The 24,252-nt window shown below is 49.2% G+C and carries 26 protein-coding genes and 1 pseudogene; 16 read left to right on the top strand and 11 right to left on the bottom strand.

Going from position 1 to position 24,252, the window contains the following annotated elements; genetic code table 11:
• Nucleotides 1-208, bottom strand: a 208-nt coding sequence (locus ACFS7Z_RS25865) for a transposase-like zinc-binding domain-containing protein (protein ID WP_377491869.1), incomplete at its 3' end; no start/stop codon positions are given.
• A gap of 62 nt (nt 209-270) precedes the next feature.
• Between ACFS7Z_RS25865 and ACFS7Z_RS25860 the strand changes: the two are divergent.
• From ACFS7Z_RS25860 to meaB, 3 genes and pseudogenes are all read left to right on the top strand, one after another.
• Nucleotides 271-432 (top strand): annotated as a pseudogene (locus ACFS7Z_RS25860) (trehalase family glycosidase); the annotation flags it as partial.
• Nucleotides 433-598: 166 nt separating this feature from the next.
• Nucleotides 599-1,717, top strand: coding sequence for a hypothetical protein (locus ACFS7Z_RS25855; RefSeq protein ID WP_377491866.1), 1,119 nt, complete (start codon nt 599-601; stop codon nt 1,715-1,717).
• 379 nt (nt 1,718-2,096) lie between these two features.
• Entirely contained in the window at nt 2,097-3,080 is a 984-nt protein-coding gene (gene meaB, locus ACFS7Z_RS25850; RefSeq protein WP_377491863.1) for a methylmalonyl Co-A mutase-associated GTPase MeaB, read from the top strand.
• Nucleotides 3,081-3,578: 498 nt separating this feature from the next.
• On the opposite strand, the gene rny is transcribed toward meaB, so the two are convergent.
• From rny to ACFS7Z_RS25825, 5 genes are all read right to left on the bottom strand, one after another.
• Nucleotides 3,579-5,210, bottom strand: coding sequence for a ribonuclease Y (gene rny, locus ACFS7Z_RS25845; protein ID WP_377491860.1), 1,632 nt, complete (start codon nt 5,208-5,210; stop codon nt 3,579-3,581).
• A 111-nt stretch (nt 5,211-5,321) separates the two neighbouring features.
• The gene (locus ACFS7Z_RS25840; protein ID WP_377491857.1) at nt 5,322-5,612 is read right to left on the bottom strand and encodes a cell division protein ZapA; all 291 of its coding nucleotides are present in this window, start codon (nt 5,610-5,612) and stop codon (nt 5,322-5,324) included.
• 77 nt (nt 5,613-5,689) lie between these two features.
• Nucleotides 5,690-5,986 (bottom strand): hypothetical protein, encoded by a 297-nt coding sequence (locus tag ACFS7Z_RS25835; RefSeq protein WP_377491854.1) that lies wholly within the window; start codon nt 5,984-5,986, stop codon nt 5,690-5,692.
• Between the two features lie 4 nt (nt 5,987-5,990).
• Nucleotides 5,991-8,411: a phenylalanine--tRNA ligase subunit beta gene (pheT, locus tag ACFS7Z_RS25830; RefSeq protein WP_377491851.1), complete on the bottom strand. Its 2,421-nt coding sequence runs from the start codon at nt 8,409-8,411 to the stop codon at nt 5,991-5,993.
• A 232-nt stretch (nt 8,412-8,643) separates the two neighbouring features.
• Nucleotides 8,644-9,273: a DUF1684 domain-containing protein gene (locus tag ACFS7Z_RS25825; RefSeq protein ID WP_377491848.1), complete on the bottom strand. Its 630-nt coding sequence runs from the start codon at nt 9,271-9,273 to the stop codon at nt 8,644-8,646.
• Between the two features lie 113 nt (nt 9,274-9,386).
• Here ACFS7Z_RS25825 and ACFS7Z_RS25820 point away from each other — a divergent pair, with 113 nt between their 5' ends.
• The 8 genes from ACFS7Z_RS25820 to ACFS7Z_RS25785 all read left to right on the top strand — a co-directional run bounded on the left by ACFS7Z_RS25820 (nt 9,387) and on the right by ACFS7Z_RS25785 (nt 17,089).
• Nucleotides 9,387-9,521 (top strand): hypothetical protein, encoded by a 135-nt coding sequence (locus tag ACFS7Z_RS25820; RefSeq protein ID WP_377491845.1) that lies wholly within the window; start codon nt 9,387-9,389, stop codon nt 9,519-9,521.
• A gap of 107 nt (nt 9,522-9,628) precedes the next feature.
• The gene (locus ACFS7Z_RS25815) at nt 9,629-10,015 is read left to right on the top strand and encodes an SRPBCC domain-containing protein (RefSeq protein WP_377491842.1); all 387 of its coding nucleotides are present in this window, start codon (nt 9,629-9,631) and stop codon (nt 10,013-10,015) included.
• Nucleotides 10,016-10,067: 52 nt separating this feature from the next.
• Nucleotides 10,068-11,408, top strand: coding sequence for a glycoside hydrolase family 2 TIM barrel-domain containing protein (locus ACFS7Z_RS25810; protein ID WP_377491839.1), 1,341 nt, complete (start codon nt 10,068-10,070; stop codon nt 11,406-11,408).
• 312 nt (nt 11,409-11,720) lie between these two features.
• Nucleotides 11,721-13,568 carry a pyruvate kinase gene (locus tag ACFS7Z_RS25805; RefSeq protein WP_377491836.1) on the top strand — a complete coding sequence of 616 codons (1,848 nt, stop codon included), beginning with the start codon at nt 11,721-11,723 and terminating at the stop codon, nt 13,566-13,568.
• A gap of 171 nt (nt 13,569-13,739) precedes the next feature.
• Entirely contained in the window at nt 13,740-14,351 is a 612-nt protein-coding gene (locus ACFS7Z_RS25800) for a DJ-1/PfpI family protein (protein WP_377491833.1), read from the top strand.
• Between the two features lie 100 nt (nt 14,352-14,451).
• Nucleotides 14,452-14,682 carry a hypothetical protein gene (locus ACFS7Z_RS25795; RefSeq protein ID WP_377491830.1) on the top strand — a complete coding sequence of 77 codons (231 nt, stop codon included), beginning with the start codon at nt 14,452-14,454 and terminating at the stop codon, nt 14,680-14,682.
• A 9-nt stretch (nt 14,683-14,691) separates the two neighbouring features.
• Nucleotides 14,692-15,201 (top strand): hypothetical protein, encoded by a 510-nt coding sequence (locus ACFS7Z_RS25790; protein WP_377491827.1) that lies wholly within the window; start codon nt 14,692-14,694, stop codon nt 15,199-15,201.
• 1,687 nt (nt 15,202-16,888) lie between these two features.
• Entirely contained in the window at nt 16,889-17,089 is a 201-nt protein-coding gene (locus tag ACFS7Z_RS25785) for a YwbE family protein (RefSeq protein ID WP_377491872.1), read from the top strand.
• A 26-nt stretch (nt 17,090-17,115) separates the two neighbouring features.
• Here ACFS7Z_RS25785 and ACFS7Z_RS25780 read toward each other — a convergent pair whose 3' ends face one another.
• Together ACFS7Z_RS25780 and radC are read right to left on the bottom strand one after the other, a co-directional pair.
• A complete protein-coding gene (locus tag ACFS7Z_RS25780; protein WP_377491824.1) occupies nt 17,116-17,502 on the bottom strand; it encodes a four helix bundle protein in 387 nt (128 codons plus the stop codon).
• A 55-nt stretch (nt 17,503-17,557) separates the two neighbouring features.
• The gene (radC, locus tag ACFS7Z_RS25775) at nt 17,558-18,280 is read right to left on the bottom strand and encodes a RadC family protein (protein ID WP_377491821.1); all 723 of its coding nucleotides are present in this window, start codon (nt 18,278-18,280) and stop codon (nt 17,558-17,560) included.
• A 157-nt stretch (nt 18,281-18,437) separates the two neighbouring features.
• On the opposite strand from radC, the gene ACFS7Z_RS25770 reads away from it, so the two are divergent.
• The 5 genes from ACFS7Z_RS25770 (at nt 18,438) to uvsE (ending at nt 22,792) form a co-directional block, all read left to right on the top strand.
• Complete coding sequence (locus tag ACFS7Z_RS25770) at nt 18,438-19,661, top strand: metallophosphoesterase (protein ID WP_377491818.1); 1,224 nt, start codon at nt 18,438-18,440, stop codon at nt 19,659-19,661.
• A gap of 265 nt (nt 19,662-19,926) precedes the next feature.
• A complete protein-coding gene (locus ACFS7Z_RS25765) occupies nt 19,927-20,433 on the top strand; it encodes a hypothetical protein (protein WP_377491815.1) in 507 nt (168 codons plus the stop codon).
• 206 nt (nt 20,434-20,639) lie between these two features.
• Nucleotides 20,640-21,272, top strand: coding sequence for a carboxypeptidase-like regulatory domain-containing protein (locus tag ACFS7Z_RS25760; RefSeq protein WP_377491812.1), 633 nt, complete (start codon nt 20,640-20,642; stop codon nt 21,270-21,272).
• A 414-nt stretch (nt 21,273-21,686) separates the two neighbouring features.
• Nucleotides 21,687-21,836: a hypothetical protein gene (locus ACFS7Z_RS25755; RefSeq protein ID WP_377491809.1), complete on the top strand. Its 150-nt coding sequence runs from the start codon at nt 21,687-21,689 to the stop codon at nt 21,834-21,836.
• Between the two features lie 56 nt (nt 21,837-21,892).
• Entirely contained in the window at nt 21,893-22,792 is a 900-nt protein-coding gene (gene uvsE, locus ACFS7Z_RS25750; RefSeq protein ID WP_377491806.1) for a UV DNA damage repair endonuclease UvsE, read from the top strand.
• Here uvsE and ACFS7Z_RS25745 read toward each other — a convergent pair.
• The 3 genes from ACFS7Z_RS25745 to ACFS7Z_RS25735 form a co-directional block, all read right to left on the bottom strand.
• The gene (locus ACFS7Z_RS25745) at nt 22,789-23,277 is read right to left on the bottom strand and encodes a DUF4112 domain-containing protein (protein WP_377491803.1); all 489 of its coding nucleotides are present in this window, start codon (nt 23,275-23,277) and stop codon (nt 22,789-22,791) included. The genes uvsE and ACFS7Z_RS25745 overlap by 4 nt on opposite strands.
• Nucleotides 23,278-23,374: 97 nt before the next feature.
• Nucleotides 23,375-23,602 (bottom strand): hypothetical protein, encoded by a 228-nt coding sequence (locus tag ACFS7Z_RS25740; protein ID WP_377491800.1) that lies wholly within the window; start codon nt 23,600-23,602, stop codon nt 23,375-23,377.
• Nucleotides 23,603-23,769: 167 nt separating this feature from the next.
• A complete protein-coding gene (locus ACFS7Z_RS25735) occupies nt 23,770-24,042 on the bottom strand; it encodes a hypothetical protein (protein ID WP_377491797.1) in 273 nt (90 codons plus the stop codon).
• Nucleotides 24,043-24,252: the final 210 nt, after the last annotated feature.

The following is a 24,252-nucleotide window of genomic DNA, read 5'->3' as shown; positions in this document are numbered from 1 at the left end:
TGTCCCGGATACCGGAGTTTCGCACCAGCATGCGCAGCACCAGTTGTTTGGCCTCCGGCCGGCAGCCTGCCTTCTGGTACACGCACTGGAACTGCTTACCACAAGCACGGCACAGAAAATTCTGCCTACCCGTGCGCTTTACGCCGTTTTTGACTACCTTCATACTGTGGCAGTAGGGGCAGTTTACCTGGATAGTTATCTCGCACATAACTTCCAACTAACACCCTTGCTGCCATACTTATTCCAACATCATACATTCTAGACCACAGCCAAAAATACAATGTAGAGGATGTTACCTTAGAAGCGGGAGGCGGTGAATACCCAAACCAGGACGGCTTCGGCTGGACCAACGGTGTACTGCTCAAGCTGCTTAGCCTGCACCCTGAACTACTTCAACCCGCCCAGCAGGAGGCTGCTGCGCTGCAGCGATAATAATTCAGAATAACACGGTAATGCAGAGACACAACACTTTGCGTCTCTTTTGCTTTCAATAGCTTTATCTACCTCGTTTTAGCCTCGTCTGTTCAGGTTTACAAATCTTGAACACAGTTGGCACTACGTTTGCAAATGCATCGTTTGTAGAACAAATCATGCGCATATGATCTCACTTAAACATATCACAGCGGCAGTAGTACTCTTTGCAGGCTGCTTTACAGCCTTTGCACAAGGCGAGCGCAGCAACTGGTACTTTGGCAAAGGCGCTGGCATCACATTTTCCAATGATACGGCCAAAGCTGTTACACATAGCCGGATATTCACGGAAGAAGGCAGCGCTACCTTGTCTGATAAAGACGGAAACCTGCTCCTTTACACCAACGGCATCACGGTCTGGAACCGTGACCACCGTGTAATGCCCAACGGCAACGGTTTGATGGGCGGCAAATCCTCTACACAGTCAGCACTTATCATCCCTAAACCTGGCAACGAGAGTACCTACTACATCTTCACCACCGATATACAGGCACAATCCAATGGCCTGCGCTACTCGGTGGTAGACATGACCAAACAGGAAGGGAATGGAGACATCATCTCTAGAAACAATTTCATGATTGCCCCGGCCACAGAAAAACTAACTGCCGTGCGCCACAGCAACAACAGAGACTGGTGGGTTATTGCCCACCGTTGGAACAGCAACGGATACATGGCCTTTCATGTGTCGGCGGATGGTGTGAGCGTGCAGCCTGTTTTAAGCAATGTAGGGGCCGTACATGGTGGTCCGAACAGTAAGGCCATCGGCTATCTGGTTCCTTCTCCGGACGGTACAAAGCTGGCGTCAGCTCTTTGGGATGCCTCGAGTAATTTCGAAATACTGGACTTCGACCGCAGCACAGGAGAAATTTCAAACCCCAGATTGCTGAAGGGATATGAAGAGGCCTATGGTGTATTGTTTTCACCGGATGGCACCAAGCTATATGGCACCGCCAATGGCAAAGGCGGTGGTAAAGCGCAGATCATTCAGTTCGATTTGACAGCAGGAAACGGTGACGCAATTGCTAACTCAGCAGTGGTAGTAGGTACTTCTGCCAGCCCCAGAGTTGGTGCACTCCAGATAGGTCCGGACGGGAAAATTTATGTAGCCCGTAAAGACAGTACTTACCTCGGCGTCATCACTAACCCGAATGAGAAAGCCAGAGATGGCATGTATACCGATGATGGATTTCACCTGGTTGGGCGCAAAAGCGACTTAGGGCTACCTAATTTCCCGCAGGGTCTATAACAGTATTATAGAGCAAGAACGTAAGATTTATTACATTAGAAAAGCCGCCTCCTGTAGGTTGGCTTTCCTTTTTTGCTCATTTTGAAAGCAGGTGGAGTATTCCCTTGTTAAAAATCAAGAGAGGGTATATTGTACCTGTCATCCTGTAAAGGATCTTGTTTATTACATGTAGTTAACTCACAAGATCCTTTACAGGATGACAAAACAGAAAAGCCTGATTCATCTTTAAGTACATATTATAAAGGTGCTGCAAGTAAGCAGCAAGTACAGAGCTTTTGTCGTAAGGAGGCTGATGTAGCACCCTACACTATGGTGCTTCACGCATTAATTTTTAATTTGCACAGGACACTCAATTACTGAACCTATAAACCCGACGCTCTTGGCCAAGCGATTTAGTGCAGAAAAGTATGTAGCAGGCATTTTGGCTGGTGACAGGGTAATGCTGAGCCGCGCCATCACGCTGGTGGAAAGCAAACTCCATTCAGACCACGAGTTGGCGCAGGAGGTGATCAGCCAGGTGCTACCGCATGCTGGCAATTCTGTTCGGATAGGCATTACAGGTGTACCGGGTGTAGGAAAGAGCACGTTCATAGAAGCCTTTGGCATCTACCTGATTCAGCAGCAGCAAAAGAAGCTGGCCGTACTGGCCATAGATCCAACCAGCCAACGCTCCGGCGGCAGCATATTGGGAGATAAAACCCGTATGGATACGCTGGCGACAAATCCCCAAGCTTTTATACGACCTTCTCCGGCAGGCAAATCGCTGGGTGGTGTTACCAGAAGCACCCGCGAATCCATTATCCTGTGCGAAGCTGCCGGTTTCGACACTATCTTCGTCGAAACAGTGGGTGTAGGCCAATCAGAAACGGCGGTGCATGCCATGGTGGACTTTTTCCTGCTACTGATGCTGGCCGGTGCCGGTGATGAACTGCAGGGCATCAAGCGCGGCATCATGGAAATGGCTGACGCCATCGCTATCACCAAGGCAGATGGCAGCAATAAGGACAAAGCCAAAGTGGCACGCGCCGAATACCAGAATGCTCTGCATCTTTACCCGAGAGCAGCCTCGGGCTGGCTGCCACATGTCAGCACCTGCTCTGCCCTCCAGCAGCAAACCGGTCTCAATACTATCTGGCAAACTATATCTGAATACCTGCAGCTCACACGCAGCAACGGCTACTTTGAGCAAAAGCGGCGTGACCAGAACCTGCAGTGGATGTATGAGGCTATCCGCCAGGGCCTGGAAGAGCATTTCTACAATCACCAGCAGGTAAAAGCACAGCTTCCTGATGTTGCGGCGCAGGTAAAAGAAGGAAAGAAGTCAGCGTTTGCTGCCGCTTCGGAGTTGCTTGGATTGGTGTAGAAGCTGCTCAAAACAGTCTTCCTCACGTATTCTATAAAGCTGCTGTTTCGGACATCCTTGTTCCTTTTTTTGCTTAACCAGGTCCAACCACCCCTCCCCCCTTGTCTAAGGAGGGGAGTCTGCTTTTTCTGTTCGCCCAAGGCTTTTTCCATTGTTAAGGCTTTACTTGTTACTACTGAAATCTGCCAGCACGAAGTGAAAGTGTTTTCAGTCTTTGGGTTGAGCGCCTTTGGAGATTTTTCGGTGCCGCGTGAGCGGCAGCGCCTTGGCGCAGAAAAACTCCCAGCGCGATGCCCAAAGACGAGGCCACTCGGCCTTGAGAGCATAGGAAGACAAGATGGAAAAGGCCGCTAATGAGTCGCTGGATAAGCTGAATCTACAGCAGCTTAGGAAGTCACAAAAGCTAGATAGGCTATGGAAGGAACATCAGGAAAAAAGTATAAAACGAAACCGCCTGCCACAAAAGTAGCAGGCGGTTTCCCTTAATCTACAACAATACTACTTAGCGTAGCTGATGGCACGCATTTCGCGGATAACTGTGATTTTAATCTGTCCAGGATACTGCATCTCTTTCTCAATTTTCTGAGAGATGTCGTAAGAAATCTGGGATGCTTTTTCATCGGATACATTGTCTGCATCTACCATTACACGCAACTCACGGCCAGCCTGTATGGCGTAGCACTGATTTACACCTTCAAACGAAACAGCTGTTTCTTCCAGCTCTTTCAGACGCTTGATGTAAGACTCCATGATTTCGCGGCGGGCACCTGGTCTTGAACCGGAGATGGCGTCGCAGGCCTGCACCAGCGGAGACACCATGGCGGTCATTTCTACCTCATCGTGGTGGGCTCCGATAGCGTTGCAAACATCCGGATGCTCCTTGTATTTCTTAGCCAGCTCCATACCGATAATAGCATGCGGCAGTTCCGGCTCATCCGGGGTTACCTTACCTATATCGTGTAGCAGACCGGCACGTTTCGCGTGTTTCACGTTCAAGCCTAGCTCAGCTGCCATGGTGGCGCACAGGTTGGCAACTTCACGGGAGTGCTGCAGCAGGTTCTGTCCATAAGACGAGCGGAAACGCATACGGCCCACCATCTTAATCAGCTCAGGGTGTAGTCCGTGTATGCCTAGGTCGATAGCGGTACGCTCACCGATCTCTACAATCTCTTCTTCAATGTTTTTGCGGGTCTTGGAAACAACCTCCTCAATGCGGGCCGGGTGAATACGGCCGTCTGCTACGAGGCGGTGCAACGAAAGACGGGCAATCTCGCGGCGAACCGGGTCAAAACCAGAGATAATGATAGCCTCAGGAGTATCGTCCACAATGATCTCTACGCCAGTGGCAGCCTCTAAAGCACGTATGTTACGGCCCTCACGACCGATGATTTTACCTTTGATGTCGTCGCTCTCGATATTGAACACCGACACGCAGTTCTCAATGGCATGCTCTGCAGCAGTACGCTGAATTGTTTCGATAACAATCTTCTTGGCTTCTTTTGTAGCCGTAAGCTTCGCTTGCGCCACAATGTCTTTAATGTGGGAAGAAGCCTGTGTCTGCGCTTCGCTCTTCAGCGCCTCTACCAGTTGCTCACGCGCCTCAGAGGCAGTAAGTCCTGCTATTTTCTCCAGCTGGCCTACAATCTCGTTGTGCTTCGCCTCTACTTCATCTTTGCGCTTTTTAAGCTGCTCCAGCTGTGTGTTCAGGTGCTCTTTCTCTTTGTCGAGCTGGGCATTCATCTGCGCTCTTTCCTTGTCCAACTGCCCTGCTACAACTTCACGCTCCTTTTCAAGCTCTGTTTCGAGTCGCTTAGTCTGCTCCAGTTGCTTTTGAGCCAGTTGCTCACGCTGCTTTACTTTGTTTTCGTTCTGGATGATGATGTTCTTTTTCTTGTTCATCTCCTCATCGAATTCAGACTTCAGCTTCAGGTATTTCTCCTTGGCCTCCAGGATACGGTCTTTCTTAATGCTCTCGGCATTAAGCTCGGCCTCACGGATGATGCTCTTCGCCTTCTGGCGTGCATCTTCCTCCTGCTGCCTATAGACCTTCTGCAGCATGGCGCGCCCTATGAATACGCCCACAGCGAGCGCAACAACGGCTGTTAATAAAATGTAAAGGATATCGGGCATAACTATTAAGCTTTTATAGTGAATAAAAACATATAGCAGTGCCTGCAAAGGGACAGGGTATGACTGTAGTCCTAACGAAATCGAAGCAGCTGGCCTAGATGGCTAAAGTACCTACTTCACATGTACTGATGATAAGAGTTCTTCCAGAACGCTGAGTTGTTGTCCGATGTCTGCCCCGTGGGAGTTTTTCTCCTCCTCCAGTTTCACCTTGTCTACCATCGTTTCAAAGGCAACCAATGCGAGCAGATCCTGCTTGTCCTGCAAGCCGAACTGATCTTTGAAAAAGCGCAGGCGCTCATTCAGAATCTTTCCGACAACTCTGATTCTTTCTTCTTCTTCCTCTTTTACCCGCATCGGATACTCGCGTTCAGCGATGCGAATCTTTATAGCTAATTCTCCCATCCGTTGCGTTTTAAGGGCTGTGCTTTCTCAGGTGCTTTCATAGCTTTGGGCCCTGTTGGTCCATTGCATGTTGGTGCTCAGTCCTGTAGATAAGCGATACACTTATCAATTTCTCTGATATATTCGTTCAGCTTGAGCTTTAACTCTGTCGAATTTGCAGGGTTTCCTGCTATCGTATTTACAATTTTAACAATATTCTCCTGATTTTGAAAATTTTTTATTTGTTGCTCCTTCTCGTCGACCAAACCTTCCAGAAATTTAATTTCTTCCTGGGCATTGTTTAGTTTCTGCTGCACCTCGGTGTAGCGGGTAACAAGTTTGCGCAACTTGTCTTCAATATGCTGGAGTTGCTGTAACTGCTTTTCCTTCGCCATAACACTATTTTCTGATAAAAGCTCCCAACTGTTTCTCAAATTGTTGCATCAGGCGATTCATGGTAGAATCTATCACCTTATCGGTCAGGGTTTGCTGTTTGTCCAGCAACGTGAAGCTGATAGCGTAGGCTTTCTTGCCTGCGGCTATCTTGTCTCCCTCGTATACATCGAACACGTTCACGTCCTGCAGCAGTTTGCGCTCTGTCCGGAAGGCGATGTGCCTGATCTGGTCGAAGGTAACGTTTCTGTCGAGTACGAGCGACAGGTCGCGGCGCACCTCCGGGAATTTAGGCAGCTCTTCGGCTACCAGGTTGTCTTTATACTTCTTCAGGAGGTAGTCCCAATTCAGCTCCGCATACCACACCTGCTCCTTCACTTCCATGTAGCGGGCCACACCCGCATCCAGCGGACCAAGCTCCGCTATTACAATACCGTTTTTCAAATAGGCAATGCCCTGGCGCATGTAGCTGTTCGGCTGCAGTGGCTGCACCTCAAAATCGCCGGCGTTTAGTTTGCGCAGCACATTCTGCACCACACCTGCCAAATCGTGGAAAATAGATTTGTTACTTGGCTGCTTCCAGCTTTCGGCAGCCACGTTGCCGGCCATGTACAGGGCCAACTTGCGGCTCTCTTTGGTACTACCATTCTCCAGCTTCTCGTATACCTTGCCTAGTTCAAACAACTTCAGGTCGCGCTGGCGGCGGTTGATGTTGCGGCGCAGCACTTCCAGGCCGGAGAACACCATGCTCTTGCGCAGCACGTCCAGGTCTTCGGAGTTATAGTTGATTACCCGCACCAGGCCTGCTACCTCTGCTTCTCCAGCCGGGCCATAGTAGTTAGAGTTGGTAATGGAGTTAGTGATGATCTCATGGAAACCATTATCTGCAATGTAGTTTGAGATGGCTTCCGTTACGTTCTCGGCGTATGGTTTCGGGAACTTGGCTAGGTAAGTCGTTGCCAGGTCCTCCGACATCTCGATGTTGTTGAAGCCGTAGATACGCAGAATTTCTTCCACTACATCGGCTTCCCGGGTCACATCTACCTTGAATGGCGGCACAGAAAACTGGATGAACTCTTCTGTTTCTCCGGTCACCTCCACGCCTAAATCGGTCATGATGGTTTTGATACGTTCTGCGCCTACGTGTTGCCCAATCAGCGTATGTGCACGCGCTATGCTAAGCGTGATGATCTTGTTCTCGATTGGCGCAGGGTATACATCCACAATGTCAGAAGACACCTCACCACCGGCTACCTCCTGCATCAGCAGCGCCGCGCGTTTCAAGGCATGCAGTACCATGTTCGGGTCTGTGCCACGCTCGAATCGGAAAGAAGCATCGGTCTTCAGACCATGGGTCATACCGGTGCGACGCACCCAATCCGGGGAGAAGTAGGCACTCTCAATGAAGATGTTGGTTGTTTCGTCTGACACACCGGACTCCACACCTCCGAATACGCCACCAATTGCCATCGGGCCTTCTGGGTCACAAATCATCAGGTCGGTTGCCTGTAGCTTGCGCTCCACACCATCCAGCGTTTTGAAGGTGGTGCCTTCGGCCACGGTTTTTACTACAATTTTATTTCCTTTTATTTTATCGGCATCGAAGGCATGCAGCGGCTGACCTAGCTCGTGCAGCACATAATTGGTCACGTCCACCACATTGTTTATTTGCGACAGGCCAATAGCCCGCAGACGTTTCTGCATCCACTCCGGGGATGGCCCAACCTTTAAGCCAGACACGGTTACACCAGCATAACGCGGGCAAGCCTCCGTATTCTCCACCTCCACTGCAACAGGGCGGGAGGTGTTGTTTACTTTGAAGTCTTCTACAGAAGGTAGTACAGCTTTGGCATCTGTTAATGCCTGCAGGTCGCGGGCTACACCGTAATGCGACGCAGCATCAGCACGGTTCGGCGTCAGTCCTATTTCAAATACCTTATCAGAACCCAGGCCGAAAAACTCAGCGGCTGGGGTACCGTTTGGCAAATCCGTATCCAGTACCATGATACCGGCATGTGAAGCACCAATTCCGATTTCATCTTCGGCACAGATCATTCCTTCTGAGGCAGCGCCACGAATCTTGGACTTCTTGATTTTGAAGGGTTCTCCTCCCGTCGGGTACAAGGTACTGTTGATAGTAGCCACCACCACGCGCTGTCCGGCAGCCACGTTTGGCGCACCGCACACAATCTGGCTCGGCGTGCCGTTGCCAATGTCTACCGTTGTAATGCGCAGACGGTCTGCATCCGGGTGAGGTTCACAGGTCAGCACCTCGCCCAGCACAATACCCTCCAGGCCTCCCTGCACCACGTCAAACGTTTCGATGCCCTCTACCTCTAAGCCTGCGCCTGTGAGCAAAGCACCTACCGCCTCCGCGTCTTTATCTATGTGAATCAGTTGTTTCAGCCAGTCGAATGAAATCAGCATGTTGTTTCTTTGTTACTTTTATTACTAAGCCCCGCACCGGAAGCCTATGTTCTTCAAAATTAAGAGATTTTTTTAGATGTTAGATGCTGGACGCAGGATGTTAGATTAGAGGATGATATTTTATACATACTGTGCAGCCCATGCCTTAACAGGATAACTATCCTGTTGAAGTAGAACTCAGTCCAGAGAACTTTTCATCTAACACCTGACGCCTGATTTCTACATCTGGCTTTTAATGCTCCCCTTCGTACGTCTTCTCTCCTGCCGGAATGGCAATGTCCAGGCGGTTATCCTTTGGCGGCACCGGGCATACATAATCTGGGTTATAGGCGCAGAAAGGGCTGTAGGCGCGGTTAAAGTCCAGCACCACTGTCTTTGCATCCTCTTCGAAAGGGATGTCCAGGTAGCGACCGCCGCCGTAGGTATCATAGCCGTTGGTTCTATCGGTGAAAGGCACAAACAGTTGCTCCTCCTCGTCTGCCGCTATGTTAGCCTTCTTAAACAGCGTCAGGCGCTGCTGCTGGCCCTCCACCTGGAAGGAGGCGATGGCATAACGGATGTAGGCTTCTTCGCTGCCGTCAGTCATAGGTATGAGCAGGGTATCCTGCTGCGGCAGTTGCTCTACCTCCGCCTTTATGCGGTACTCCGGGTCCGGCTCGTAATACACCAAGTTTTTGAAGGTGCGGCGGCCTTCGTCTGTGAAGGGGCTGTTGGAGCGGCTCCGGAACGACAGGTCTTTGTCTTCCCGTTCTTTTAACAGCGGCTTTGTGTAGTTGTCTTCGTTAAAGAAGGTTTGCTGTACAAAGTAAAAGAGCACCAACGCGATGCCAGCAAATATGATCAGCCTTAAGGGTCGTTTCATTAGGTTCAATAAGTGTTTTATACAAAGGTCGGAATTTTTTGGTGAGGGTGTAAAGGAAAATTATAGTAGCGGTTCCTATACACCAATAAGTGTAGAACCTGCTTAGTTTGATAATGGCAAAATATCCTGCCTTTGCTGTGTATTTACACCAGCAAGCAAAAAAGCAGCATAGTTATGGATTATTAGGAAACACCAAGAAGGATGAAATTACGTTGAAACGTCAGATAAAGGCACAACAAGAATGGTAGCAATATCAGACACAACCACATTAAAACTTTTACTCCTACGCTGGCAGTACCTTCTACCAACACTCCTTACAAACTCATACCTTTGCCCAAACTCCTACTCATAAACCATGAAAGACTTCAAGAAATACTACATCATACCCGCAGCTCCGGAAGAAGTATACCTCGCCCTCACGCACCCACTCACTATACAGGCCTGGACAAGCGACAAAGCAGAAATGTCAGCGGAACCGGGTACGGAGTTTTCGCTTTGGGACGGCAGCATAGTAGGCAAAAACCTGGAGTTTGAGGAGGGGAAGAAAATTGTGCAGCAGTGGTATTTCGGTGACCAGGAGGAGGCGTCTATCGTTACTATCAAGCTGCACCCGCACAAGTATGGTACTTCGGCAGAACTCCGGCATACCAACATTCCGGATGAAGCCTATGAAGACATGGTAGAAGGCTGGAACAACAGCTACTTTGGTGCTCTTATCGAATTTTACGAGGACGAAATGTAGTCCAGTTCTGTGGCCTGATACTTGTTTCTCTTAAAAAGACATTATCATTAACATGATGAATTCTATTCCCATAACCCTTACCTTCCTGCTTGTTGTTTCCTCTCTGCATGCTGCATCTGGCAGTGCAGCAAGTCCATCTGAAAAAAATGTAGCAACGGAGAAGATGAAAGTAACCACGCAGCAAGCAGTGAAAGTAGAAGTGCGAAAGGAAAACGGGGGCTACCAGCTTTACAGGGGAGGAAAGCCCTATTACATAAAAGGCGCGGGCGGCACCCGGTATTTAGATAAGCTGGCAGCATATGGCGGCAACTCTATCCGCACCTGGAGCACCGACAACGCTCAGGAGATTCTGGACGAGGCGCACAAGCATGGTTTAACCGTGACGATGGGATTGGAAGTTGGCCGCGAGCGCCACGGTTTCGATTACGATGATTCAGAGGCCGTAGCTCAGCAACTGGCGGAACTACGGAAAGAGGTAATGAAGTACAAAGACCACCCCGCTTTGCTGGTTTGGGGCATCGGTAATGAACTGAACCTGAACTACACAAATCCGCTGGTGTGGGATGCAGTGAATGACATTGCGAAGATGATTCATGAAGTAGACCCCAACCACCCGACTAGCACCATGCTGGCTGGCATCAACAAAATGGAGGTGGACTACATTAAAGAAAAAGTACCGGAGCTGGATATACTGGCGGTAAATGCCTACGGCGGTTTACCTGACGTACCGAAGCGGGTGCGCGAATACGGCTGGGAAGGACCTTATATGATTACAGAATGGGGACCAACAGGCCACTGGGAAGGCCCACAAACACCCTGGGGTGCATCGGTAGAGGAAACCAGCAGTCAGAAAGCCGAAGTGTACAAAAGCCGCTACGAAGCTTCTATGCTAGCCGATAAGGATAAAAATTTAGGCTCTTATGTATTTTTGTGGGGCCAGAAGCAGGAACGCACGCCCACCTGGTACGGCTTGTTTACAGAAGACGGCAAAGAGTCTGAAGTGATAGATGTGATGCACTACCTCTGGACAGGCAAATGGCCAGAGAACCGCGCTCCGCACCTGAGCGCATTTGAGATAGACGAGCAGAAAGCAACAGACAACATTTACCTGAAGCCTAACAAAAGCTACAAAGTAACCGCAGAAGTCAGTGACCCGGATGAGGATAAGCTGACGTACCGGTACGAGCTCCTGCACGAAAGTACTGATTTGAAAGAAGGCGGTGACCGTGAAAACAGGCCAGCTGCTATACCTAAACGTGTGTCTGAGTCGGGAGAAGGAAAGGCGAAGTTAAAAGCACCTGCAAAGGAAGGAGCTTACCGCTTGTTTGTGTATGTGTATGATGGCAACGACAATGTGGCTACCGCCAACATCCCTTTTTATGTAAAGAAATAAATCTGGAAACAGCCAGAACAAATCAGATACAAGACTAAAATGTGTCCGATTTGTTCTGGCTGTTTATATGCTGCAGCTTACACTCCTATTGTTGCAATTCCAACAACTCATCATTACTGAGTCTATCGAAATCTAACCAGGTATAGGAAAACAAAAGCTACTCAAAGTGTAGCTTAATAGTTCGTTGTTGTCTCAGAAAATAAATTTTAATTATCTCATTATAGAAATAAATATTTTAAGTTAATTTGATTTTGTAGCACAACCTAAGTATCAAATCCTCAGTTTGTAAGCCTATACAAAATCAATAGCAACATGCAGCAAGACGATAACCAGCTGGAAGAGCTGATAAACCAAATAGACTCCCTGCACGAAGAGGCAGTAGCATTAGAACAGAAATTCTCCCCTGCAGTAGAAAAAGTACATCCTAATTTCAGGAAAAGCGCCCAGAACCTGCTGCATTACCTCTCGTTGCGGAAGCACGATATGCGGAACCTGCAGGAGAACCTGTCTCAGTTGGGATTATCGTCGCTGGGGCGTGCGGAGGGGCATGTGCTGGCAAGCCTGCAGGCTGTGCGCAACCAACTATGCCACCTCACGGCCTGCACTCCTACCGAGAAGCACCTTGCGGTGTCCTTCCATGAAAACGGGGTGCTGCTCGATGCCAATACAGAGGCTTTGCTAGGGCCACACCCGGAAAAGCGCAGTACCCGCATTATGGTGACGCTGCCTAGTGAGGCGGCCGAAGATTACGATTTGCTGCTGCGCCTGCTAAAGGCGGGGATGAACTGTGCCCGCATTAACTGCGCCCATGATAATGAAAAGGTGTGGCTCCAAATGGTGCAGCTCATTCATAAGGCCTCCGAAGAAACCGGTATTGAGTGTAAGGTATTGATGGACCTGATGGGGCCAAAACTGCGCACGGGTCCTTTGAAGGAAGGCCCAAAACTTGTCACTATCCGCCCTATGCAAAATAATCTGGGCCAAACCACAGAGGCAGCTAACATTTGGCTAGCACCACCTGATGCCCCCCCGCCTGCAAACATGGACGCCTGGCTGCCAGTGCCGGCCGAGTGGATGGCACAGTTGCAGGAAAACGACAAGATATTCTTTACTGACACCCGTAGCCGCAAGCGTTCGTTTTCTGTCCTGAAGAAGCAGTCTAACGGCGTTATTGCGCACCTCTTCAAGAGCTCGTACATCACTACCGGTATGAAGCTGCGCATCAAAAATAAGTCAGTAGCAACACGCACAACAGAGGTGGGTGAACTTCCCCCTACTTTTGCACCTATCATCCTAAAAAAAGACAACCTGCTGGTACTTACGCGGGAGCTCATTCCTGGGGAGCCTGCGTTGTACGATGACCAGGGACACGTGGTGCAGCCGGCTCATATCTCCTGTACGCTGCCTGAAGTTTTCTCACAGGTAAAAGAAGGACAGCCTATCCTGTTTGACGACGGCAAGATTGAAGGGCAGATACAGGAAGTAAACAAGAATGCTATTGTGGTGAAGATTACGTATGCCAGCCCCACCGGCAGTAAACTGCGTGACGACAAAGGCATCAACCTGCCTGAAAGCAAAATCCGGCTAAACGGCATGACGGAGAAAGACAAGCAGGACCTGAAGTTTGTGGCCAGACACGCTGATATCGTTAACTTCTCGTTCGTGAACTATGTGGAAGATGTGGAGGCACTGCACCACGAGCTAGACGAACTGCAGGCAGATAACGTGAGCGTGATGCTGAAAATAGAGACAAAAGAGGGCTTCCGGAACTTGCCTCACCTGCTGCTGGCCTCCATGAAGCGTTACCCGGCAGGCATCATGATTGCCCGCGGCGATCTGGCGGTGGAATGTGGGTTCCTGCGGCTGGCAGAGGTTCAGGAAGAGATTCTGTGGCTCTGTGAAGCGGCGCATATACCAGTGGTGTGGGCGACGCAGGTGCTGGAAACACTCGCCAAGAAAGGCCGCCCGTCTCGGGCTGAGATAACGGATGCTGCCATGGCCCAGCGTGCCGACTGCGTGATGCTCAATAAGGGGCCACATGTAGTACAGGCTGTTGAGCTGCTGCACGACATTATGGTGCGCATGCAGGAGCATCAGCACAAAAAGACATCCATGCTGCGCAGCCTGCACGTGTCTGACCTGGAAGCGCTACAGGAGTAAATTTACAGGCTGCTGTAGCTGGCACCAGCTACAGCAGCCACTTCATCTAACTGAATTCCAACGCGATAAACTGTACTTTCTACAGCATTTTACCTACCTTGCTTCAGGCAACGCGCCTGCAGGCATGGCGTGGGGTGTTGCCTATCAGCTATATACTAAACATAAAATACTATGGAAAGCACAAAGAAAATCCTGTTTCTGACAGGTGATTTTGCCGAAGATTACGAAACAATGGTGCCTTTTCAGATGCTCCTGATGGTGGGCTATGAGGTACATGCTGTATGCCCCAACAAAAAGAAAGGCGACTTCATCAAAACAGCCATTCACGATTTTGAAGGCGATCAGACGTATACTGAGAAGCCTGGCCATAACTTCCAACTCACTTACTCTTTCTCAGACATAAACCCTGCCGACTATGAGGGATTGGTGATTGCCGGAGGCCGTGCCCCGGAGTACCTCCGCCTGAACCAGCAGGTGCTTGACCTAGTGAAATACTTTGCTGAGCATAACAAACCCTTAGCCGCTGTTTGCCACGCCATCCAGATACTGACGGCTGCCCGTGTGGTAGAAGGTCGCCGGCTGACGGCTTATCCTGCTGTTGGCCCTGAAATAGGACTGGCAGGTGGCACATATGTGCCAGTGGAGGCGACGGAGGCAGTAGTAGATGAAAACCTTGTCACCTCTCCTGCCTGGCCCGGGCACCCTAAATTCATTCGTGCCTTTTTAGACGTGCTGGGTGCAAAAATCGAGTTAGGGCAACCTGCCACACTGGCACCAGTATAATCTTTTCCATAGATTACTTAAATTTTTCACTATACTTTGTGCCTTAGCTACAGTGCTGGGCACAAAGTATAGTGCTGTTGTTTAACTAAACATTGGGTTGATGAAAGACAGACACGTTGAGAAGCTGCTTTATAAGATTGCCGCCGTTTTGGTAGTATGCGGAGCCGTGGTGCGTATTTTAGGCCTTTCCGACAATTATTTAGGGCTGCACCTAATACTATCGGGGCTCATAACAGGCGTCATAGCCATCTTCCTGTACATAAAGTATGAGAACGAACAAGAACAAAATAGAGCAGCTATGAAGGACGAGCAGCAACTAAAGAAACAGTAAACTTCACTTATGAAAACCCGTTTAGCCCTTACCCTCCTTTTGCTAACCTGCTGCCTCACCATACAGGCACAGGGATCAGAGCCTCAGTTTTTCCCACCAGCGTCACAAAATGTGCATGTCACTACTACAGTTGCACGCCCTTTGGTAGTGATAGACGCAAAGGAAACCACCATGGAAGCCCTGATTCTCGACAAGGAGGAAATTCAAAGTATAAAAGTTTACAAAGGAGATAAGGCAGTAGAAAAGTTTGGCAGGAAGGGCAAAGATGGAGTAGTTGTGATGGAATTGAAAGAGGCGGTGCCCCTGGCAAGGTTAGCGGAAGTCCTTAAACACTTCAACGTAACGGAGCAGGCAAAAAAGCTAACAATTGCTATAGACGGCAGGCATGTGCCTGATCCGGAACTGCTGCTGGCAGACCTCCGCCAGATAAGTAAAGTAGAGGTAACGGGTTATGATGTCACCTCCCCCTCCCGCTGGACGTTTGATGAAGAGTACCTCAACATTGTAACCGTTCAGTAACCAGCAGTTCTTTATGCACCTGAGATGTGTCTTGTACCTGTTGCTGCTCGCCCTACCATTATCCGGGAACGCTAAGAGCTACTACATCAGCAGTTCGGGCAAGGATGCCAACAGTGGCCTTAGCAAAGACCTGCCCTGGCGCAGCATCAGTAAAGTAAACAGCACGAAGTTTAGTGCCGGCGATACGGTTCTTTTTGAAGGAGGCGTTACTTTTACCGGTAACATCTACTTCCATATAGGAAATTTAGACACAACCGGCACATCTGCCACACCTATCGTTATTACCTCCTGGGGCGCAGGCAAAGCCGTGATAGCGGCAGATACCAGCTATGGCCTTTACGTCTATAATGTTGGTGGCGTGGAGATACAGCGCCTGGCCTTTACAGGCAGCGGCTATGCCACAAACAAAGACCACGGCATTCTTTTCTACAACGATCTTCCGGGAAATGTAAAGCTGCAGCATGTGTTCATCGATGATGTGGAGGTACAGGGTTTCAGGAAGGCGGGCATCTCCATCGGAAGCAATAACGGCAACAGTGGCTATCGCAATGTCCGGATTACACGCGCCATTGTACATGATATAGGCTCAGAGGGCATTAAGAGTTGGAGCCGCTTCGACCAGAAAAAGAAGGGCTATTCTCACCAGAACATTTATGTAGGCAACTGCCATGTATACCGGGTGTTTGGCCTGCCCCTTCCGGACACCCATAGCGGAAGCGGCATTGTACTCTCTGATGTGGACACCGCCACCGTTGAGCATTGCGTGGTGCATACTTCCGGCATGAACAACAAGCATTGTGGTGGCCCGGTTGGTATCTGGGCCTGGGATGCCAACAATGTGACCATTCAGTTTAACGAAGCCTATAACATGAGTGCCGGCAGCGGCTGCGACGGCGGCGGCTTTGACCTGGATGGCGGCGTAACAAACTCTGTGATGCAGTACAACTACTCCCACGACAACGATGGCCCCGGCTACCTGGTGGCGCAGTTTGAATGGGCCAGGCCTATGTTTAACAACGTGGTGCGGTATAATATATCAGAGAACGACGGCAGAAAAAACAACTACAAGGGAATCACATTATGGGTGGCTGGCGCAAACAACAATGGTGGGAATCAAAGCCTGTTGGTACACAACAACACCATCTACGCTGATAGAAAGGCGGTTCCTTCCGGAGGCGGGCTCCGTATTATGAGTGGCAACCACCGCAATATTTTCTTTTACAACAACATCTTTTACACTGTCAACGGAGCTATGCTCATAGAAGCCACTGACACGACGAACCAACTGGCGTTCAGCAACAACTTCTTCTACAGCCAGAACAGCGAACCTGTAATTCAGTGGGGTGACAAAGTGTTTACAAGCCTCGTTGCCTTCAAAGAAAGTTTTCAACTGATGCAAAACGAGGAGGAGATGCTTGTGCTGGAAGCAGACCCTGGCCTGAAGGCACCAGGCCAAGGCAAAACGCTTGGTTACCCACTGGACCTGTCGAAGCTGACAGCATACCGGCTGGAGGCGCATTCTCCTCTTATCAACAAAGGAGTAAACCTGCAGGAAGCAGTACCGGCACCACCTGCTACACACGATTTTTTCAGGAATCCTTTGGCTCAAACCCAACAGCCAGACATAGGTGCTGCAGAATACACCAAACCAGTCATTTACCCATCATTGCTATACTATACCTTGAAAATGGACGGAACAAAACGCTCAAACATCAAACCTGGCCTGCGCGTTAACATCGTGCTGAAAGAGGACCAGCGTACCGGAGACCTGACAGAAGGATATGTGGAGAAAATCCTCACCAACTCCCCCACGCATCCGCACGGCATAAAAGTAAGGCTGGAAACCGGCGAAGTAGGAAGAGTGAAAGAGATACTGGAGGAGTTGTGAGTTTGGGAGTTTAAGAATTAGAGAGTTTAGGAGTTATTTTTCTTAACAGATGACTTTCTGATAGTGGTGAGTATAGCTGTAATTTCATCGGCTTCCTGTTTCAGTCTTATCAGTAGCTCCGCTTTTATAATCTGAGACTCTTCCAGCATCTCTAGCCAGAAGAGCGCCTCGTCTGCCTCTTCCAGGGCAATACCAATTTTAGCGGTAAATTCCGCAGCAGATCTCGCACGGCAGGCCGCGCGATAATTTGCCGCAACGGATGTTGATGCGCGAAGCAACTGCTTTCCTAATATTTGCGCCTCCGCTTTAACTGGCAGCATCTGAAATAGCCTTATGACACGCAATGCAAAAGCCTTCGTCCGTATCTTAAACTCCACTCCAAAAGCAAAATTACTCAACCTCACCTCACTCATAAATGAAACTTTAAATTCTTAACTCCTAAACTCTCTAACTCCCAAACTTTCTAACTCACAAATCTCCCTCATCTGCAAAGCTATAGTAGTCGCTGTCGGTAAAGATGATATGGTCGAGGACAGGGAGATCGAGGAACTGGCCGGCTTCTTTCATCTTTTTGGTCAGGGAAATATCGGCAGCGCTGGGCTTGGTGTTGCCGCTGGGGTGGTTGTGCACCAAAATAATGGAACTGGCTAGTTGCTCCAGCGCTTTCTTGAAAATCATTTTTGGGTCTGCCACCGTGCCGGCTACACCGCCGGAAGAGATGCTCTCCTTCTTCATCACCACGTTAGCCCTGTTGAGCAGGATAATCCAGAACTCCTCGTGGGGCAGGTCAAGCAACTGCGGCTTCATGTAATTGTAGATATCAGTGGAGCAGGTAATACGGGTCCTGGCAGCAGTTGCGGTTTCCTTGCGGCGGCGGCCCAGCTCCAGCGCACTGACAATAGAGATGGCTTTGGCCTCCCCTATTCCCTTGTGCTTTGTCAAGTCCTTCACTGTCAGTTTGGCTAACTCGTTCAGGTCATTGCCTACAGCCGAAAGAATGAGTTTGGCTACGTCTACCGCCGTCAACTTCGCCGTGCCGGAACCAATTAAGATGGCAATTAGCTCCGCATCGCTGAGTGCGGCCTTGCCTTTAAGTAAAAGTTTCTCGCGGGGGCGATCTTCCTCTGCCCAGGTTTTGATGTTAAGCGGCTGTTGGTAAGGTGCTATGAAAACGCTTTCGGTTTCTTCCACTTGCGGTATAGATTTTGATAGTCAGGAGATGTCAGTGAAAGAACAATTTCCATAAATAAGTTCAGCACAGACTAATATTATATAAATCCTAATTGTTTTAATGTTAAACCGCGGCGGCGAGAGCCATAAAATGCGGTTTTCTTTCTATATGAGACGTATGATTTCTATTGGAATTGTAGTATTGCTCCTTTTCGTGGTGGACCTGTATGTGTTTCAGGCAATAAAAACTGTGACACAGAACCTTTCTCCCACGGCACAAAAGGTCATATACTTTTTGCACTGGGCTATTTTTGCCATAACGGCAGGCACCTTTGCACTGGCTTCTGCCACACGTGGAACTCCTCCTAACGCCATCAAGACTTACTTGGCAAGCACGCTTTTCATCATTTTTGCCTCCAAGCTGGTAGTGGTGCTGTTCCTGTTTGTGGATGACGCTGTGCGCATAGGCAAGATTGTGCTTAACAACGCCAACGGCACGACAGACTTCGACCCTTCGCGCAACAAGTTCCTGAACCAGTTGGGCCTTTTAGCAGCAGCTGTGCCTTTTACAGCTTTTATCTACGGCATGGTGAAAGGGGCCTATGATTACCAGGTGAAGCGCGTGACACTTCGTTTACCAAACCTGCCAAAAGCCTTTGACGGCTATAAGATGCTGCAGATATCGGATTTGCACACCGGCAGCTTTACTTCTACGGAGCCTTTGAAAGAGGCCGTGAAACTGATAAACCAGCAGGAGGCAGACTTGGTCTTCTTTACCGGGGACCTTGTGAACAACATAGCCGTGGAGGTGCAGCAGCACATAGATACGCTGAAAGAAATAAAGGCGAAGGCCGGAGTGTTCTCCGTATTGGGCAACCACGACTATGGCGATTATGTAGCCTGGCCAAGTGCTGAGGCGAAGCGGCAAAACCTTCAGAACCTCATTGAAAGCCATGGTAAAATGGGCTGGCAGATTCTCATGAACGAGAACCGCATTATAGAGAGAGGCGGGGAAAAAATAGCCGTATTAGGTGTGGAGAACTGGGGCAACCGCGCCGGCTTTCCAAAATATGGCCGACTGGAGCAGGCTTACAAAGGAACAGAGGATTCTCCGTTCAGGGTGCTTCTATCCCACGACCCTTCGCACTGGGATGGCGAGATTAACAAGAAGTATGATGACATTGACCTGACACTTGCAGGGCACACGCACGGCATGCAGTTCGGCGTAAATATTCCGGGCTGGAAGTGGAGCCCTGTGCAGTATGTGTACGAGCAATGGTCGGGCCTCTATAAAAAAGGCCGCCAGCACCTGTACGTGAATACGGGTCTTGGCTTCTTAGGCTATCCGGGCCGTGTCGGATTTTTACCGGAAATAACTGTTTTTGAACTAAGGACAGCTTAACAGATATAGAGATTAACAGCAACGGCAGCCTTGTTGGCTGCCGTTGCTGTTAACAGGCTGCTGAACTTCATGAAATTGTTAAAATGATGTGAAAAGCATAAACCGGCCTCTCCTGCACACGCCCTTGTAAAGCTTCCTGAAATATACTTCTGGCACTCAGAAAATGCATTACAGCGCCAAAGTCCTTAACCAGTTTAGGTGCGGTTCGTAAAACAAAGGGTACCTGGAAAGTGGTGCACGATTATTAATCTGACAAAAAGAAAAAATGAAGAAGATACTATATTCCATGTTTGCCTTGAGCACCATTCTATTTACCGCTACCTCCTGCACCGAAGACACTGGCACCACCACAGAAGTGGAGGATTCAAACGCCGATGAGAACGTGGATCCTTCTCACATCAGGGGGTATGGCGACAGAGAGCCTGGTGGAGTGCCACCTTCAAGCCCTGAAGCAGACCAAATGTACGGCTTTAGCGAAGAAGAATTAAACAATCAGCTCGTTACAGACTTAGGTGTCGACGCAAACCTGGCATCAGAGATTGTGCGGGTTTACTACGACCGCAGCGCCCAGCTCAGCGAAATGCAGCGCGCCCTGGAAGAAAAAGGACAAACCCAACTCAACGATACTGATCGCCAGCGCCTGGATACAGAAGCAGACGAACGCATCAGGAAAATACTGGACCAGGATCAGTACCGAAAGTATGAGCAGAACCGGTCAAAGTATAACCAGATGACACAAAGAAGGAACAACACGACTGGCTCTGAAATGTAAGCGACCCCCTTGCCGGTGAGCCAGTACCATAAGACAAAAGCCTGTAGCACCAGTTGCTGCAGGCTTTTGTTGAATTAGTGTTTTTGGTTTACTTTTATACGGCTGCAGCGTCTGCCGTTTTTTGATTTTATAAGGCTGGCATACTTTTTGGCCACCTCAGTCGTATTAATTAAACATCCAACCGCTGCTACGGTTTTAACACATTCATGCTCCGACACTCACTCCTTTTCATTTTTGCATTCCTGCTCTTGTGCTGCCTGCCCGCGCACGCGCAAAAGGCCATCAGGCTGAGCGGTACAGTGCTGGAGTCAGACCGTAAGACGCCTATACCAGGGGCTACCATCGTGAAGGTGAATACTAACCTGGGTGTGCTCTCAGATGATCAGGGGCAGTTTAAAATTGATGTGACGCAGAACGACACACTGATTATTCGCGCTGTTGGGTTCAAGCCGCTTTTGTACCTGCCCAGCAAGCTGCCGGTTTCGGAACTGCGCGTAAATATAGTGCTGCAGGAAGACAGTGTCATGTTAGGTGAAGTAGAGGTAACCAGCCGCCCTTCGCAGGAAATGATAGACAGGGCATTGCGCAATATGAAACGGGAGCAGGCCAGCCAAACCAAAAGGCCCGGGTATATACCAGGACTGGAGCCACCTCCCCCACCGCCAGCGCCTGCCCCTACCATTGCAAGCCCCATCGGCCTGATGTACGACATGTTCTCCAAGGAGGGCAAAGAGCGTCGCAAAGTAGAAGAGATGAAACAAAAGGAGGAGATGGAGCGAAAGAGAAAAGAAGAAGAGGATTACAACCGCTTTTTTAAAGACAACAGGGGATACGAATAACATGAAGCCTGCTATGATAGCAGGCTTTTTTATTTGTATTCATCATTTCTCCTGTACCAGATTTTATGGCATCTTCTAACTTTCAGAAAGATGATATGTATTGCTGGCGAAGCTACCGTAGCTACAGTTTATCCACTGGCAATTAACCTACTGTTTCATTTTATCTGTCTTAGCTCTCTAGGCCGAGAGGCCTCGTCTTGGGGGTAGGGGCTCAACCCAAAGACTGGAATCTGTTTCACTCCGTGCTGAGGCAGGGCCGTTTCATTTTACTTTTACTGGCACAATTTTTAAACTTTTGCTTAAAAATGATGTCGGGTTTTTAACCCTACTGGACCAGAGGCCCAATCATTCGTCACAGTTGTCTGAGGCGACTGAGGCCCGGGATAGAATGAAGCAGCCCTTCGTACTGAGGGGGTGCAACCCCGCATCCTGCACAAGGCACCCAAAGAGAAAGAGGAGGAGAAGCGTGAGAAGGAACCCCTGATACAGGAGCAAAAAGAACGGGCAGAAAAGGCAAGACGCAACTACAACCGGTTCTTTCAGGAGAACACCGGTTACCTTTAAGGGCAGCTAAACAAGCGCATGTTTCGTAGGTTATGTGTATAGCTAATCTACATTGCATGAAAATCGGATACCCCTGCGTAAATCAATCTCTTGACTGTACCTCCTCCCGCACCTTTCGACTTGCCTCCTACTCTGAGGAGCGCCTGATTGACATAGTGGAGCAGAACCTCGCCTGCCTGCACCGTATTCTGGAGTACAACGTGCAGCACGGCCTGTTCTTTTTCCGGCTCTCGTCTGACTTGGTACCCTTTGCCTCGCATGAGGTAAACCAGTATAACTGGCAGGAGCACTTCAAGATGACATTCCGGAGGCTGGGCAACTACATCAGAAACAACAATATGCGCATTTCGATGCACCCCGACCAGTTTGTGGTACTCAACTCGCCTAACGAACAGACGGTAAAGAATAGCGTGGCAGAGCTCGTGTACCAGGGGAGTATTCTGGATTTGATGGGCCTCGACTCAACAGCAAAACTACAGATACACGGTGGTGGTGCCTATGGCGACAAGCCTGCCGCTATACAGCGTTTTGCCGAGGTATACCATACACAGCTGCCGGAAGCAGTAAAGGTCCGCCTCTGCGTGGAGAATGACGACCGCACTTATTCGCTGCAGGACTGCCTGCAGCTGCACGAGGAAACAGGCATGCCTATTATTTTTGATAACTTTCACCACGAATGTATAAACAACGGGGAGCCAATGCGCGAGGCTGTGCAGATGGCCGCCAGCACCTGGCATTCGGAGCGGGACGGCATCCTGATGATGGATTACTCTTCGCAGGCACCAAACGAGCGCAAAGGCAAGCACGTGCAGAGCATACAGGAGCAGCTGTTCCACGACTTCTTAACTGAAACCGAAGGCTTGGATATGGACATTATGCTGGAAATAAAGGACAAGGAAGAAAGCGCCCTGAAAGCGATAGAGTTAGCCCGTTCGCTGGGCCGGGTGCTGGTTTAAAAAATCAGGTGATACAGCCACTCTACCAGTTCCCACATGGCCCAGAGAAGGAGCATCAGCACTATCACAATACCTACTATAGCACCTATCAGTATACCCTTGCCGCTGCCCTGGTACTTTCCTTCTTCATAGTGGCGGCGCAGTAGCCGTACATTACGTTCGTTCGCCTTGAAAGCAAAGTCAAAAATACTTCCCAGGATAGGGATACTACCTACTACGGTATCTATGGCAAGATTAATAAGCATGAGCACCACCAGCTTTCCGCTGGCTCCGTGGCGGGCCAGGGTCAGTATGATGGTGGCTGACATGGCAAAAGAAGCCAAATCACCGGCAACAGGCACTAAACCCAGAATAGGGTCTAGACCGAAGCGGAAATTGGTACCAGGAAACTTAAACTGATTGTCCATTAAACGCGCCATGTAATCCACCCATTTCAGCCGCTCCGTTTGCGGAGTGCGGGTATAGCGCATATTTTCTTTTGCCATATGCGCTTATACGGCAGCAGCAGCCGAAGGGTGCAATACAAGGCACCCCTGTACCTGAAACTAGCCACTGTAACTTTTACTGGCGGTGCAATCTGTATTAGTTTCTTCTTCTCTTTTTAAAAGATTTGTTTCTCTTTTTTTGCTGTTTGCCCAAACTCCTGGTGCTGTTCCACTTTTTAGTGTTGCCTTCTGCACGGCCATTGTCAAAGCGCATGCTTCGGCCATCATCATTTACTACTATTGCTTTTCTTCCTCTGAGGGGCGAGCAGGAAAAAGTTAACAACGCCACCACCAACACCATCAGGAACTGCTTAGAAATGTTCATAGATTCTATACTCTTTGTTTGTATGACTTTCAGAGAAACTGAACGCAAAACGAAAATAAAAGTATTAAATTTTATCAGGAAAAGCCAAATAATAACTCTTAACAAAGAAAAAGAGCACCAAAACCTGCGTTGCAGCCTTTGGTGCTCCCTTTAGATTTAAATGAAAATTACTTCTTTTTGCCTTTTGCAGGCTTACCTCCCTTAGCAGGCTTGCCTTTAGCTGCCTTTGTATGCCCGGGGTTTGTAGTGCGGGGATGATGGGGGTTGTTTGGATTCTTGTACCAGCCCTTGTGAAGACCATTGTCTTTCCCGGCCGCCTTGCCGTCCTGCAGAATGACAACTTTCCCTATTTTGGAGGGCTGCTTTTTAGAACTGGTGCAGGAAGCCATGAGTACAATGGCACAGAGCATGAGTAACCCTTTGGCTAAACTTAGTTTCATATAAAGATGCTTGATAGTGACGCAATATAGTCTAAAAAAGCATCCAATTTTAATTTCCCACCTACCTCCCTAAAAACATATATAAATATTAGGCTGTGGTCTAGAATGTATGATGTTGGAATAAGTATGGCAGCAAGGGTGTTAGTTGAAAGTTATGTGCGAGATAACTATCCAGGTAAACTGCCCCTACTGCCACAGTATGAAGGTAGT

It is taken from the genome of Pontibacter toksunensis, from assembly GCF_042686245.1.
Classification (GTDB): domain Bacteria; phylum Bacteroidota; class Bacteroidia; order Cytophagales; family Hymenobacteraceae; genus Pontibacter; species Pontibacter toksunensis.
The sequence above is the reverse complement of the archived record's forward strand: the minus strand, read 5'-3'. Positions and strand labels throughout refer to the sequence as shown.